This is a genomic window from Cytobacillus dafuensis, assembly GCF_007995155.1.
Lineage (GTDB): Bacteria > Bacillota > Bacilli > Bacillales > Cytobacillaceae > Cytobacillus > Cytobacillus dafuensis.
In genome coordinates, this window is sequence record NZ_CP042593.1 from 2,016,230 (window position 1) to 2,031,375 (window position 15,146).

Genomic DNA, 15,146 nt, shown 5'->3' on the forward strand with positions numbered 1-15,146 from the left:
TTGAAAAATTCACTCATAATCGCGCTTGATTTTGCAAATAAGAATGAAGTCTCGAATTTCCTAAAAGCTTTTGAAAACGAAAAGCTTTTTCTAAAAGTAGGTATGGAGCTTTTTTACCAGGAAGGACCTAGTATTATCCATGATTTAAAAGAACAAGGACATAAGATTTTTCTTGATCTAAAGCTTCATGATATTCCAAACACTGTAAAAAGTGCAATGAAAGGCCTTGCCCGGCTTAATTGTGACCTTGTAAATGTTCATGCTGCTGGCGGATTTGAAATGATGGAATCAGCATTAGAAGGGTTAGAAGCGGGTACCCTAGCTGGCAATAAGAGACCAGCTTGTATAGCTGTTACACAATTAACAAGTACTTCAGAAGAGCAAATGAAAAATGAACAGCTCATTCAAGTTCCATTAGAAGAATCAGTTCTTCACTATGCAGCATTGGCTAGTAAAGCAAAATTGGACGGTGTTGTATGTTCTACCTTTGAAGCTAGATCTATTCATCAATCACTTGGTTCTTCCTTTCTTACCGTAGCTCCTGGAATCCGTTTGGAAACGGATAATGCTCAGGATCAAAAGCGTGTAGCAACTCCTGAATATGCCAAATCTGAAGGTGTTTCAGCCATTGTTGTGGGACGTTCAATCACACAATCTGATCAACCGCTTGAAAAATATTTATTGTTTAAACATTGTTGGGAGGGTGTTCTTTCATGAATCGCAAAATAGTAGAAAGTTTATTAGATATTAAAGCAGTCGCATTAAAGCCAAACGATCCTTTTACTTGGTCATCAGGTCTGCTTGCTCCAATTTATTGTGATAATCGACTTACATTATCATACCCTTCCGTTCGTAAAGAAATCGCAAACGGGCTAAAAGAAACGATTTTAGCGAAATTCCCCGGTGCAGAACTTATTGCTGGTACAGCTACAGCAGGTATCCCTCATGCTGCATGGGTAAGTGACTTAATTGATCTTCCAATGTGCTATGTTCGTTCAAAGCCGAAAGGCCATGGCCAAGGAAATCAAATTGAAGGTAAAGCAGAGCAAGGACAAAAGGTTGTTGTCGTAGAGGATTTAATTTCAACAGGCGGGAGCGTTATTACTGCAGTTGAAGCCTTAAGGCAAGTGGGATGTGAGGTATTAGGAGTTGTAGCTATTTTTTCCTATCAGCTTGAAAAAGGGAAGGAATTACTGGAGAACGCTAATATTACAGCCTATACATTGACTGATTTTGAAACTTTATCAGAAATAGCAAAAGAAAAAGGATATATTCAAGAAGAAGACATGAAAAAGCTTGCTGAATGGAGAAAAGATCCGATAGAGTGGGGAAAAGTCGCTGATAAATTGTAATTATGAACGATATTAGTGGAAAAATGCACAAATATTATCATTAGCAGAATTACACTAATTGGAAAATAAACGTGTAAAAAGAAAGGCAAGCTGATCGCTTGCCTTTTCTTTATGAATTTTTCAATGCTAGAACGATTTCTTCATCAGGTGTCACATAAACTGTTTGCTGATTATCATAAATAACGTAGCCTGGCTTTGCACCGCTAGGTTTCTTCACATGCCTGATTTGCGTAAAGTCGACAGGTACAGAGCTTGAATTACGAGCTTTGCTGAAATAAGCAGCAAGAGACGCAGCTTCTAAAATCGTTTCTTCAGATGGATTCTTGCTGCGAATGACGACATGGGATCCTGGAATATCCTTTGTATGTAGCCATATTTCATCTTTGCCAGCAAGCTTATTCGTTAAGTAATCATTTTGTTTATTATTTTTACCGACAAAAATTTCGACCCCTTCTGAAGAAGTAAAATGATCAAGAGAAGGCTTCGTGTTTTGAGTCTTTTTATTTTTGCGCTTTTGTTTTTCTCTAAGATATCCACCTTCGATTAGTTCCTCGCGAATTTCTTCAATATCTTTTGGTGAAGCCGTTTCAACCTGTTGAAGCAAGGTTTCGAAATAGGAAAGTTCTTCCTTAGCTAATTCTATTTGTTCTTTCACAATATTAATTGCGTTTTTAGCTTTTTGATATTTTATGAAATATTTTTGAGCATTCTCAGATGGTGTTTTTTGTGGCTCCAATGAGATGGTAATTGTCGCCCCATTTTCATCATAATAATTGATAACTTCTATTTCTTTCATCCCTTTTTGAATAGCATAGATGTTTGCAGTAATAAGCTCTCCATAAAGCTGATGGATGTCTGCATTCTCAGCTTCCTTCAAAGTGGTATAGAGTTTGTTAATTTTCTTTTCATTTTTCTCTTTTTCATTAATAATAAATCGTTCGAGATCATTTGCTTGCTGCTTAACACGATCCCGTTCAGCTTTACCAAAATAAAAACGGTCCAGCAAATCACTAAGGGATTGGAATTCCCTAGACTCCCCTTGCAAATGCTCTAATGGGAAAAGATAAAAACTTTCTTTCACACCATTCGTAGTAATAGCCGGCCTAATTTGATGATCCACTTCTTGGATTAAAGATAAGAAGGTTTTAGGAATAGTGGACCGATTAGCCAAACCTGCATGAAAAAGCACTTCTTTTGCAAAAAGTGGTGATATTCCCGCAAATGCAGTGACTAGCTGTTTATCAATCTTTCCACTATTAAAATCAATTCGTCTTAATACTTCTGATTCATTTGCTTCAAACGGATTAAATTTGTCCTGCTTAGGTGGCAAAATATATTCCTGTCCAGGTAAAAGGGCTCGGTGGCTATTAACTGCGAATGAAACATGTTTAATACTATCAAGAATCATATTTCTCGATTTATCCACTAAAGTAATATTGCTGTGGCGGCCCATAATTTCTACAATTAATTGTTTGTACGAAGTATCGCCAATTTCATTTCTTCCTTTTACCTCGAAAATAATAATTCTGTCTAAATCAACTTGATGAATGTCTTCAAGGAAAAATCCTTCCAAATGTTTTCTTAATAACATGCAAAACATTGGCGGTTCTGAAGGGTTATCGTGAGATTCGTTGGTTAGCTGCACTCTTGCATAGCTAGGGTGTGCCGAAAGTAGAAGTTTATGATTCTTTCCGTTTGCTCTTACAATTAATATGATCTCGTTTTTAAAAGGCTGATGGATTTTATTAATTCTCCCACCTTTTAATTCTTGGGCAAGCTCTTTTGTCATTGCCCTTGAAAATAAACCATCGAATGACATAAGGGAAACATCCTTTTCTGTTTGCTTTTCTATTATTCAGCTACGAGTGCCATCGGCTCTCTGGTCTAAGATAATCGTTCAAGAAGGTAAATAGCTACCTTCCAGCCCGCTTGTCTCATGCTTGCGGCCCACAGGATGTGCTGACTTCGACGTTTGCCACAGGACGTGGCGATTTTTAGTCGAAGTACCTCTGTCAAGCCGATTCCACTTTTCTTATAATAATAGCATTTTTTTGGACAAGGATGAATAAGCTTTCTTTAGATAAATAGTGATGCAGTTAGTTAGAAGCCGCAGCTGGACACTAAGGAGGAAGTGTGATGTTTGGATGAAATTTCATGAAATGAATGAAACAGAGGTTGAGCAGGTCCTTCATACAGATTCAAAGGCCGGTTTAACAACAGATGAGGTAAACAAACGAAGAAAACAATATGGCTATAATGAACTCGAAGAGGGTGAGAAGCAATCCGCCTTGCTTTTGTTTTTTAGTCAATTTAAGGATTTCATGGTCCTTGTATTATTAGCTGCAACTCTCATTTCAGGTTTACTAGGAGAATATATCGATGCTATTGCCATAATAGCAATCGTCATTATTAATGGATTATTAGGATTTTTTCAAGAGAGGAAGGCGGAGAAATCCTTAGCGGCATTAAAGGAATTATCATCACCTCAAGTTCATGTATTAAGGGATAGGGAATGGATTAAAATCCCTTCTAAAGAAGTGGTTGTTGGGGATATAATAAAGTTTACTAGTGGGGACAGGATAGGAGCAGATGTAAGAATAATAGAATCAAATAGTCTAGAAGTTGAAGAATCTGCTCTTACAGGTGAATCATTGCCGGTTTCAAAAACAACTGATTTGCTAAGGTCAGCTAATACTGGGATTGGCGATATGGAAAATATGGCTTTTATGGGTACATTGGTCACAAGAGGAAGCGGGGTAGGGGTTGTTGTCGCTATAGGTATGAAGACAGCGATGGGACAAATTGCTGATTTACTGCAAAAAGCGGAAACAATGACAACTCCGTTACAGAGAAGGCTTGAACAGCTTGGAAAAATCCTTATTACAGTTGCATTACTTTTAACTGTATTAGTAGTAGCCGTTGGTGTATTGCAAGGGCATGATCTTTATACGATGTTTCTTGCTGGAGTTTCTTTAGCTGTTGCAGCTATACCTGAAGGATTGCCTGCGATCGTTACAGTAGCATTATCACTCGGAGTGCAAAGAATGATCAAGCAGAGGGCGATTGTAAGGAAGCTGCCAGCTGTTGAAACACTAGGTTGTGCTTCCGTCATTTGCTCTGATAAAACTGGAACAATGACGCAAAATAAAATGACAGTTACACATCTCTGGAGTGGTGGTAAAGAGTGGCGTGTTGATGGAGTGGGCTATGAACCCCGTGGGAGTTTTTTTCGAAATGAGCATCAAGTTGAATTAAAAAATGAAAAGCCTCTTCAGCAATTATTGATGTTTGGAATGCTCTGCAATCATTCAGAGATCAAACAGAAAGATAATGAATATTTCATTGATGGAGATCCTACCGAAGGTGCATTACTAGTTGCTGCGATGAAAGCAGGATACAACCGTAGTACTCTATTAAACCAGTATCAAATTATTAAGGAATTCCCTTTTGATTCTATTAGAAAAATGATGAGTATCGTAGTAAAAGACAAGCATGGGAAACAATTTGTCGTTACAAAAGGGGCACCTGATGTATTGGCTGAAGTTTGCGGTAGCATACTTTGGGACGAGAAGCGTCAGTATATGTCTCGTGAAATTACTAGTAAAATTCAATCAGCAATTGAAGGATTAGCCTCTCAGGCTTTAAGGACAATTGCCATTGGATTTAAAGAAATACCTGCAAACATAGTCATTTTACATGAAAAAGAAGCTGAAAAGGACCTTACCTTTATTGGTCTACAAGGGATGATTGACCCTCCTCGTCCTGAAGTGAAGGACGCCGTGAAGGAGTGTAAGGAAGCAGGAATAAAAACAATTATGATTACTGGTGATCATGTTATTACTGCAAAAGCGATTGCAAAGCAGTTGGGGATATTAACGAATACTTCAAAAGTATTGGATGGCAAGGCACTTTCTGAAATGACAATTGATGAGCTTGAAAATGTGGTGGATGATGTGTCGGTATTTGCTCGAGTATCTCCAGAACACAAATTAAAAATTGTCAAAGCTTTGCAAAACAATGGTCATATTGTTGCGATGACTGGGGATGGTGTAAATGATGCACCAGCCATTAAAGCAGCAGATATTGGTGTCGCGATGGGGATTACGGGGACAGATGTAGCGAAGGAAGCATCGGCACTTGTTCTTCTTGACGATAATTTTGCAACCATTAAAGCAGCGATTAAAGAAGGAAGAAATATTTATGAGAATATTAGGAAATTTATTAGATATTTGCTCGCTTCCAATGTGGGTGAAATACTTGTGATGTTATTTGCCATGCTGCTTGGTTATCCACTTCCATTAATCCCAATTCAAATTCTATGGGTGAATTTAGTGACCGATGGATTGCCTGCTATGGCATTAGGGCTAGATCAGCCTGAAGATGATGTAATGAAACGTAAACCAAGAAATCCAAGAGAAGGCGTTTTTGCAAGGGGGCTTGGATGGAAGGTAGTGTCACGTGGTTTTTTAATCGGTATTGTTACTTTAATCGCATTCATTATTGTCTATAAAGCAAATCCAGATAAACTTGAGTATGCACAAACGATTGCTTTTTCAACTTTAGTTCTGGCACAGCTTATTCATGTATTTGACTGCCGAAGTGAGAAATCCGTTTTTGCCAGAAATCCATTTGGGAATAAGTATTTAGTTTGGGCTGTTATTTCATCACTGCTGTTATTATTCATTGTTATTTATTATCCGCCTCTTCAACCGATCTTCCATACAGTACCAGTAGAATTAAAAGACTGGTTTATGATTTCTGGACTAGCAGCAGTGCCAACTTTTTTACTAGCTGGATCATTTTTGGCAAGAAAAAGAAAGTAAAGTATGTTATAATCCAAAAGGTAATAGAGAGGATCTCTATTACCTTTTCTAATGCTTTTCAATATTAAAGCTTAGTGATTAATTTTTTTAATACATTTCCCACCAATTATGATAAAATACGAACTAATTGCTTTTAGTTAATATTAATTAGTTTAGTCAACCTTTATAGGCAGGACGTGTTTAAAATGGTTGTTAGTATGACCGGCTTTGGTAGAAGCAATAAGAATGAAGGTTCTTTTTCTGCATTAGTTGAAATAAAAACGGTAAACCATCGTTTTGCTGAATACCAAATTAGAATGCCTAGACAGTTTCTTTATTTAGAGGATAAGATAAAGAAACAGCTAAATGCATATATTCAAAGAGGCAGAACGGAAGTCTTTATTACGATTGAAGGACAGGGAATATTAAGCCGAAATGTGCATATCGATTGGGCACTATTAGATGAGTATTATCAATACATAAGGAAAATAAAGGACAGATATGCCATTGATAAGGAAATAACCATCCAGGATTTAACGAGGGAAGAGCTCATTAATATAGAAGAAAAGGAAGCTAATAGTGAAACTCTGGAAAAAATTGTGCTCTCAGCAGTTGGTGAGGCTTGTATCCAATTGCGCCAAATGCGGACAATGGAGGGTGCAGTACTTGAAAAAGATTTAAGCCATCAATTAAATCAGTTAAAAGAACACGTAATCCTTTTAAAGGATTATGCCCCAAATGTTGTACAGCAATATCAGGAAAAATTGGCAAAACGGATGAACGATTTAGTGAGTGGCCAATTTGATGAAGGAAGAATCCTTACCGAAGTTGCTATCTTTGCGGATAAGGTAGATATTAACGAAGAATTGACACGCCTTAATAGTCATATAAAACAATTTACACAAACCTTATTAGCGAGCGAGCCGATAGGAAGGAAACTTGACTTTATTCTTCAGGAAATGAACAGGGAGACCAATACAATAGGATCAAAAGCAAATGATTATAAGATTGCTTCTGAAGTAGTAGAAATGAAGAGCCTATTGGAAAAAATGAAAGAACAAGTTCAGAATGTTGAATAGGTTTTGTTTAGAATTAGGCTCATGGGGTCAAAATATATAACTGATGCTTGGAGGAAGCAAATGGCGATCAAATTAATTAATATTGGCTTTGGTAATATAGTATCGGCAAATCGAATTATTTCTATTGTTAGCCCCGAATCAGCACCAATTAAAAGAATTATTCAAGATGCTCGTGATCGCGGATCTTTAATTGACGCAACATTTGGAAGGCGAACGAGAGCTGTTATTGTGATGGATAGTGATCATGTTATCCTTTCTGCCGTACAGCCAGAAACAGTTGCCCACCGCTTAAACGACCGGGATGATACTATTGATGAAGGGTAGGATTGTTTGATGAAGGAAAAAGGTTTATTAATTGTTTTATCCGGACCTTCTGGTGTTGGGAAGGGAACAGTAAGAAAGGAAATTTTTTCACAGCCGGATACTTCTTTTGAGTATTCGATATCGATGACAACAAGAGCACCACGAGAAGGCGAAGTAAATGGTGTAGACTATTTTTTCAAATCTCGTGAAGAATTCGAAGCTTTAATCGAGCAAGAAAAGCTACTTGAGTATGCAGAATTTGTTGGAAATTATTATGGTACACCAGTAGACTATGTGAAAGAAACACTCGAAAAAGGAAAAGATGTTTTCCTTGAAATTGAAGTCCAGGGTGCTAGGCAAGTCAGGAAGAAGTTCCCTGACGGCTTATTTATTTTTCTTGTTCCACCGAGTTTGTCTGAATTAAAAAACAGAATTATAACTAGAGGCACTGAAACAGAAGATGTGATAAATAATCGTATGTCAGTAGCAAAAGAAGAAATTGAAATGATGAACTTATACGATTATGTTGTGGAAAATGATCAAATTGATTTGGCGTGTGAAAGAATTAAAGCCATAGTTGTTGCTGAACATTGCCGCAGAGAACGAGTAGAACCAAGATATATTAAAATGCTGGAGGTAGAATAAAAGATGCTTTATCCTTCTATTGATTCATTAATGACAAAAATTGATTCCAAATACTCTCTTGTATCCGTTGCTGCAAAACGTGCACGCAAGCTACAAGTTAATGCTAAGCCACAGCTTGAAAAGTATGTTTCCCATAAAAATGTTGGTAAAGCTTTAGAGGAGATTCATGCTGACCAGCTTCATTACCGTCTTGCAACTAAGCAAAAGGATGAAGCATACGAATAACCTGCAAAAATAACAACCTTCATATCGGGTTGTTATTTTTCTTTTATTTAGGTTGTGTTAATGCTCAGTGTTGATAATGCTATTTTGTTGTTGATTGCAGCGGAAATCAACAAGGAAGTTTTACAACTAAATTTTTCTTTAATGATGAAAAAAAATGGTTCTTCTTGCATAATAAAGATAGAATTTGTAGGTAGATGGAGGTACAGAAATGCTTCACGGAAAAAAAATTCTATTATGTGTGACTGGAGGCATTGCTGTTTATAAAGCAGCTGCTTTAACTAGTAAGCTTACTCAGGCTGGTGCGGATGTAAAAGTTATATTAAGTGAATCTGCTGAGAAGTTTGTTGCACCGTTAACATTTCAGGCATTATCTAGAAATGATGTCTTTACAGATACATTTGATGAAAAAGATTCAAAGGTGATTGCTCATATTGATCTCGCAGATTGGGCTGATTTAATTTTAGTGGCTCCGGCTACTGCGAATGTGATCGGAAAGCTGGCAAACGGCATTGCTGATAATATGATCACAACTACATTATTAGCGGCCGCTGCACCTGTGTGGATAGCACCCGCAATGAACGTTCATATGTACAGTCATCCTGCTGTTCAGAAAAATATTTCGACTTTGTATAGCTTCGGTTACCAGTTTATTGAACCAGGTGAGGGCTATCTTGCATGCGGCTATGTTGGAAAAGGTAGATTAGAAGAGCCAGAGAAAATCACGGAAAATATAATAAATTTTTTTCAAACTAGTGAGATAAATTTATCTGGCAAAAAAATAGTCATTACAGCTGGCCCTACAAGAGAAAAAATAGACCCTGTAAGATATATAACAAATCATTCCACAGGAAAAATGGGTTATGCCATTGCTGAGGAAGCAGTCCGAACTGGAGCTGAGGTTGTGCTAATTTCAGGTCCTGTATCATTACAAGCACCAAAAGGTGTAAGGCTAATTAATGTGGAAAGTGCAGAAGAGATGTTTTATGAGGTAATAGAGGAATATTCGAACGCTCATGTCGTGATAAAAACAGCTGCTGTCGCTGATTACCGTCCAAAAATAATCCATGAACATAAAGTGAAGAAACAGCCTGGAGAACAGGCATTAGAACTTGAGAGGACTAAGGATATTCTTTATGAACTTGGAAAAGAGAAGAAAAATCAAATTCTAATTGGCTTTGCAGCTGAAACAGAAAATGTTGCCGAGTATGCACAAACAAAATTAATGAAAAAAAATGCCGATATGATCGTGGCGAATAATGTGAAATCTGAAGGAGCAGGTTTTGGAACAGATACAAATATAGTTACGTTTTATAAACGTGATGGTGTATCAATTGAGCTTCCTTTAATGTCGAAGAAGGAAGTAGCAGTAAAAATACTTGAAGAGGCATCTAATTTATTAAGGAATGAGTTCCAATGAACATTGCAAGTATTGTTGTCGATGTTCCAGCGAGACAAATTGACAAACCTTTTGATTACCTAATACCAGATCATTTAATTGGGATGATCCAACCTGGTATGAGAGTGATCGTGCCTTTTGGTCCAAGAAAAATACAAGGATTTGTAACGGGATTAAAGGAAACATCTGATTACGAACAATTAAAAGCACTAATTGAACCAATGGATTTAACACCTGTGCTGAATAAGGAATTATTAGCATTAGGAGACTGGCTCACTGAAACGACTCTTTGCTATAAGATTTCTGCCTATCAAGTCATGATTCCACCCGCTCTAAAAGCAAAATATGAAAAAAAGCTTAAATTATCGAGTAAGGCAAATCTTGAAGAATTGCCATTTGATATACAAGCGATTTTCAATAATCAAGATACTGTTACTTGGGAGGAAGCGGTGAAGCTAAGCAGCTTGTCACTTCTCCAAAAGGAAGCAGCAGAAGGAAATGTTGAAATCCAATATATAGTGAAAGATAGAGTGAAGAAAAAGAAGCTAAAAGCTATTTATACTAAGTTAAGCAAAGATCAATTATCTATTGAAAAAGAAAATTTGCCAGCACATGTCGTAAAACAAAAAAAAGTCATAGACTTCTTTCTTCATTCGGATGAACCCGTAGAAATGCGTGAACTTCTATCTGCTTTAGGGGTCACCTCTTCTGTTATTAAAGGATTAATTCAGAAAAAAATATTAGCAGAAATGGATATAGAAGTTTACAGAGATCCTTATGAAGACAGAAATTTTACTAGAACAGAGCCACTGCCGCTTACAGAGGATCAAGAAGATTCGATAAGGCCTATTTTAGCTTCTATTGAGGAAAATAAGAAAGAAACCTTTTTACTTTACGGTGTAACTGGGAGCGGCAAAACTGAGGTCTATTTGCAATCTATACAAAAGGTTCTTCAGAAAGGGAAGGAAGCGATTGTCCTTGTTCCTGAAATTTCCTTGACTCCGCAAATGGTCAAAAGATTTAAAGGGAGATTTGGTGATCAAGTTGCGGTACTTCATAGTGGACTTTCAGTTGGAGAAAAATATGATGAATGGAGAAAAATTCAAAGACAGGAAGTTAAAGTAGTGGTTGGAGCAAGATCGGCCATTTTTGCTCCTTTTCAAAACCTTGGCATCATTATTATCGATGAAGAGCATGAAACCAGCTATAAACAAGAAGAAAATCCAAAATATCATGCGCGCGATGTCGCGATTCAAAGGTCCTTAAAGCATAATTGTCCAGTAGTTCTCGGGAGTGCAACTCCATCACTTGAATCCTATGCAAGAGCACAAAAAGGCGTGTACAAGCTGTTATCAATGCCAAAAAGGATGAATAACCAGTCTCTTCCTTCTGTGGATATCATTGATATGAGAGAGGAATTGAGAGATGGAAACCGCTCCATGTTTTCTCGGACACTTCTTGAAAAAATAAAGGATAGATTAGAAAAAAAGGAACAAATCGTCCTATTTTTAAACAAAAGAGGTCATTCATCTTTCGTCATGTGCAGAGACTGCGGCTATGTTGTAAATTGTCATAATTGCGATATCTCCTTAACCTATCATCGATTTAATCAGCATATGAAATGTCATTATTGCGGCTACGAGTCTGTCGCACCGAAACATTGCCCTGAATGTAATAGTGAGCATATTCGATATTTTGGAACAGGAACACAAAAGGTAGAAGAAGAGCTTTCGAAAATTTTGCCAGAAGCAAAAGTGATTCGGATGGATGTTGATACGACAAGTCGAAAAGGTTCCCATGAAAAACTTTTAGATCAATTTCAGGAAGGACAGGCTGATATCCTTTTAGGAACACAAATGATTGCAAAAGGTCTTGATTTTCCAAACATTACATTAGTTGGAGTACTTTCTGCGGACACTATGCTTCATCTGCCTGACTTTCGTTCTTCAGAGAAAACCTTTCAATTACTAACACAAGTCAGTGGCCGTGCAGGGAGACACGAGCTTGAAGGAGAAGTAGTTATCCAAACCTATACTCCCGAACATTATAGTGTTGAGCTAGCTGGAGAGCAAGATTACCGGAAGTTTTATGCACAAGAAATGACCGTAAGAAAAATCCATAAGTATCCGCCTTTTTATTATATTTCTTTAATCACAGTCAGCCACGAAGAATTGTTAAAAGCCGTATCCGTCACGGAAAAGATAACTGCCTATATACAATCCAAGCTTTCAAAGGATGCGATTTGTTTAGGGCCTGTTGCTTCGCCAATTCCTAAGATAAATAATAGATATAGATATCAGTGTTTGATAAAATACAAACGAGAACCTGATCTTAACAAGTCATTAAAGAAAATGCTTGATAACTATCAGCAAGAAATAATTTCGGGCGGACTTCAAATTTCTGTAGATGTGAATCCCTTTATTCTTATGTAGGGAAAACTAAATGTATTGTTATGAAGAAATAGAAATTGGTTGAAAATAGGAAAAGTGAAACTTTAATCAGTTGGGGTCCTAAAGTCCGTTAATATGCGATAAATAAAGAAGTCATTGGAGGAAATAGATTGTCAGTTAGAAAAATCGTCACCTATCCTGCAGACATTTTAGAGATAGAGTGTAAACCTGTTAAAATATTTGATAAAAAACTTACAAAAATTTTAAACGATATGTATGATACGATGATTGAATTTGATGGAGTCGGTCTTGCTGCTCCACAGATTGGCCTCGATCAGCAAGTAGCTATCGTTGATATTGATGATGAACATGGAACAATCGAAATGATTAATCCTGAAATACTTGAAACAAGTGGTGAGCAAATTGGACCTGAAGGCTGCTTGAGCTTTCCAGGATTGTATGGGGAAGTAAATAGACCTTATTATGTAAAAATTAAAGCGCAAGATCGAAAAGGAAAATTCTATATCTTTGAAGCAGAAGATTTTTTAGCAAGGGCTATTTTACATGAAATTGATCATCTTCATGGAATTTTATTTACATCGAAAGTAAGCAGATATTTAGAGGAATCAGAAATGGAAGGGGAGGAGATCGAATGACAAAAATTATTTTTATGGGAACACCGGATTTTTCTGTCCCTGTCCTTCAGCAAATTCTGAAAGATGGCTATGAAGTAATTGCAGTAGTAACTCAACCAGATCGACCAGTGGGAAGGAAAAAGGTGTTAACGCCTCCTCCTGTTAAAGTAGAAGCGGAAAAACATGGAATTCCTGTTTTTCAGCCGGAAAAAATACGGGTAAAAGAAGATCTTGACAAGATTCTTGCTTTAAACGCAGATTTAATTGTAACTGCAGCATTTGGGCAAATTTTACCGAAAGTGCTGTTAGAGGCTCCTAAATATGGATGCATTAATGTTCATGCCTCCTTGCTTCCAGAGCTTAGAGGAGGAGCACCAATTCATTATTCGATCATTCAAGGAAAAGAAAAGACGGGTATTACTATCATGTATATGGCAGAGAAGCTAGATGCAGGAGATATATTAACTCAAGTAGAAGTGCCTATAGCAGAAACAGATACAGTTGGTACTCTTCACGATAAGTTAAGTGAGGCAGGTTCCAAACTCTTATCAGAAACTTTGCCTAAGCTGCTGAATGGTGAATTGAAATCAATTCCTCAAAATGACGAAGATGCAACCTTCGCTTCAAATATTAAAAGAGAGCAAGAAAAAATTGACTGGACTAAATCAGGTGAAGAAATCTATAACCATGTTCGTGGCTTAAACCCTTGGCCGGTAGCTTATACAAGTTTGAACGGGACAGTAATTAAGGTGTGGTGGACTGAAAAAGTAAATAATGACTCACAAGAGCCTCCAGGAACGATTATACGATTAGATGATCAGGCTCTTATTGTTTCTACAGGCAATGACACAGCGATAAAAATAATCGAGCTTCAGCCATCCGGAAAGAAAAAAATGACAGCTGAGCAATTTTTACGTGGCGCAGGATCTCAAGTATCCATTGGGGAACGATTTGGTGAAGAGCAATGAAAATGGAGAAGAAGAAAAACGTCCGTGAAACAGCAATGGACTTATTAGAATCAATTGAAAAAAATCAGTCATACAGTAATCTTCTACTAAATAATGCTATTAATAAAAACAATATTAATCAGAAGGATATCGGATTACTGACAGAGCTAACGTATGGAACATTACAGAGAAGGATGAGCCTTGACTACTTCTTAAAGCCTTTTTTACGAGATAATAAAAAAATCGAAAGCTGGGTTATTCAATTATTACGTCTCACTTTATATCAAATGATCTATTTAGATAAAATCCCTGATCGGGCGGCAATATATGAGGCAGTTGAAATTGCAAAAAGCCGTGGCCATAAAGGGATTTCTGGAATGGTCAATGGTATTCTTCGGAATATCCAGAGACAGGGTCTCCCCTCAATAGAAGACATTAAAGATCAGAATGAAAGCCTTGCAATCGCAACGAGTCATCCATTATGGCTCGTAAATAGATGGGTAGATCAGCTCGGGTTTGAAAGTACGAAGCAAATGTGCGAGCTTAATTTAACGGCACCTTTGCAGTCTGCTAGAGTGAATGAAGCTAAGTGTACTGTAGCAAATTGCTTAAAGATCTTAGAAGAGGAAGGTTTTCAAGTTGAGCAAAGCCAAGTGATTCCTGAAGCAATTAAATGCTATCGTGGAAATCTTGCCCATTCAAATGCCTTTAAGGAAGGACTAATTACCATTCAGGATGAAAGCTCAATGCTTGCTTCATATGCATTAGGTGTTACTGAAAATGAAAGGGTATTAGATGCTTGTGCGGCGCCAGGCGGGAAATCAACACATATCGCTGAGAAACTTCTTAATACTGGTCAAGTCATTTCTCTTGATTTACACGAACACAAAGTAAAGCTAATTAATGAAACTGCATCAAGATTAGGCTTAACTAATATTCAAGCTTCTGCACTTGACAGTAGAAAGGTACAAGAGCATTTTGAAAAAGAATCATTTGACCGTATATTATTAGATGCTCCATGCTCAGGGCTTGGCGTAATGCGAAGAAAACCTGATATGAAATATACAAAAAAAGAAGAAGATATAACTCAGCTTGCAAAGGTTCAGAAGAACTTATTAATTGCAGTTTCCCCTTTATTGAAAAAAGGTGGTATTCTAGTTTATAGTACTTGTACTGTAGATAGGGAAGAAAATCAGGATATTATTAAAGCGTTTCTTAGTGAGAATGGAGAATTTGAAGGAGATTCTTCCTTAAAAGAAAGAATGCCTAATGCAATTCGGCCGTTAATTAATAACTTTGATCTTCAAATATTGCCACAGGATTTTGGATCGGATGGCTTTTATATAGCCTGTCTAAGAAAGAAGGTGTAATG

General features: G+C 37.1%; 13 protein-coding genes. 12 read left to right on the forward strand and 1 reads right to left on the reverse strand.

Annotation, left to right across the window (positions count from 1 at the left end; genetic code table 11):
- Both pyrF and pyrE read left to right on the forward strand, forming a co-directional pair.
- Nucleotides 1–717 (forward strand): orotidine-5'-phosphate decarboxylase, encoded by a 717-nt coding sequence (gene pyrF / locus FSZ17_RS09545; protein ID WP_057769726.1) that lies wholly within the window; start codon nt 1–3, stop codon nt 715–717.
- Entirely contained in the window at nt 714–1,352 is a 639-nt protein-coding gene (gene pyrE, locus FSZ17_RS09550) for an orotate phosphoribosyltransferase (RefSeq protein WP_057769728.1), read from the forward strand. Before pyrF ends, pyrE begins: the two co-directional genes overlap by 4 nt.
- Before the next feature lie 109 nt (nt 1,353–1,461).
- On the opposite strand, the gene FSZ17_RS09555 is transcribed toward pyrE, so the two are convergent.
- Nucleotides 1,462–3,171 carry an Rqc2 family fibronectin-binding protein gene (locus FSZ17_RS09555; RefSeq protein WP_057769730.1) on the reverse strand — a complete coding sequence of 570 codons (1,710 nt, stop codon included), beginning with the start codon at nt 3,169–3,171 and terminating at the stop codon, nt 1,462–1,464.
- 325 nt (nt 3,172–3,496) lie between these two features.
- Between FSZ17_RS09555 and FSZ17_RS09560 the strand changes: the two genes are divergently transcribed.
- The 10 genes from FSZ17_RS09560 to rsmB all read left to right on the forward strand — a co-directional run bounded on the left by FSZ17_RS09560 (nt 3,497) and on the right by rsmB (nt 15,144).
- Nucleotides 3,497–6,175, forward strand: coding sequence for a calcium-translocating P-type ATPase, SERCA-type (locus tag FSZ17_RS09560; RefSeq protein ID WP_057769732.1), 2,679 nt, complete (start codon nt 3,497–3,499; stop codon nt 6,173–6,175).
- 185 nt (nt 6,176–6,360) lie between these two features.
- The gene (locus tag FSZ17_RS09565) at nt 6,361–7,233 is read left to right on the forward strand and encodes a YicC/YloC family endoribonuclease (protein ID WP_057769734.1); all 873 of its coding nucleotides are present in this window, start codon (nt 6,361–6,363) and stop codon (nt 7,231–7,233) included.
- Nucleotides 7,234–7,293: 60 nt separating this feature from the next.
- Complete coding sequence (gene remA / locus FSZ17_RS09570) at nt 7,294–7,557, forward strand: extracellular matrix/biofilm regulator RemA (RefSeq protein WP_057769737.1); 264 nt, start codon at nt 7,294–7,296, stop codon at nt 7,555–7,557.
- A gap of 9 nt (nt 7,558–7,566) precedes the next feature.
- Nucleotides 7,567–8,181 carry a guanylate kinase gene (gmk, locus tag FSZ17_RS09575; protein WP_057769739.1) on the forward strand — a complete coding sequence of 205 codons (615 nt, stop codon included), beginning with the start codon at nt 7,567–7,569 and terminating at the stop codon, nt 8,179–8,181.
- 3 nt (nt 8,182–8,184) lie between these two features.
- Nucleotides 8,185–8,406, forward strand: a complete 222-nt coding sequence (gene rpoZ / locus FSZ17_RS09580; RefSeq protein WP_057769741.1) for a DNA-directed RNA polymerase subunit omega — start codon at nt 8,185–8,187, stop codon at nt 8,404–8,406.
- Between the two features lie 208 nt (nt 8,407–8,614).
- Entirely contained in the window at nt 8,615–9,823 is a 1,209-nt protein-coding gene (gene coaBC, locus FSZ17_RS09585; RefSeq protein ID WP_057769743.1) for a bifunctional phosphopantothenoylcysteine decarboxylase/phosphopantothenate--cysteine ligase CoaBC, read from the forward strand.
- On the forward strand, nt 9,820–12,234 hold the full coding sequence (priA, locus tag FSZ17_RS09590) for a primosomal protein N' (RefSeq protein ID WP_057769745.1): 2,415 nt from the start codon (nt 9,820–9,822) through the stop codon (nt 12,232–12,234). The genes coaBC and priA overlap by 4 nt, the downstream gene beginning before the upstream one ends.
- A gap of 128 nt (nt 12,235–12,362) precedes the next feature.
- Nucleotides 12,363–12,848 (forward strand): peptide deformylase, encoded by a 486-nt coding sequence (gene def, locus FSZ17_RS09595; protein WP_057769747.1) that lies wholly within the window; start codon nt 12,363–12,365, stop codon nt 12,846–12,848.
- Nucleotides 12,845–13,795, forward strand: a complete 951-nt coding sequence (gene fmt / locus FSZ17_RS09600) for a methionyl-tRNA formyltransferase (RefSeq protein WP_057769749.1) — start codon at nt 12,845–12,847, stop codon at nt 13,793–13,795. The genes def and fmt overlap by 4 nt, the downstream gene beginning before the upstream one ends.
- Before the next feature lie 2 nt (nt 13,796–13,797).
- The gene (rsmB, locus tag FSZ17_RS09605; protein ID WP_185150685.1) at nt 13,798–15,144 is read left to right on the forward strand and encodes a 16S rRNA (cytosine(967)-C(5))-methyltransferase RsmB; all 1,347 of its coding nucleotides are present in this window, start codon (nt 13,798–13,800) and stop codon (nt 15,142–15,144) included.
- The last annotated feature ends 2 nt before the right edge of the window (nt 15,145–15,146 follow it).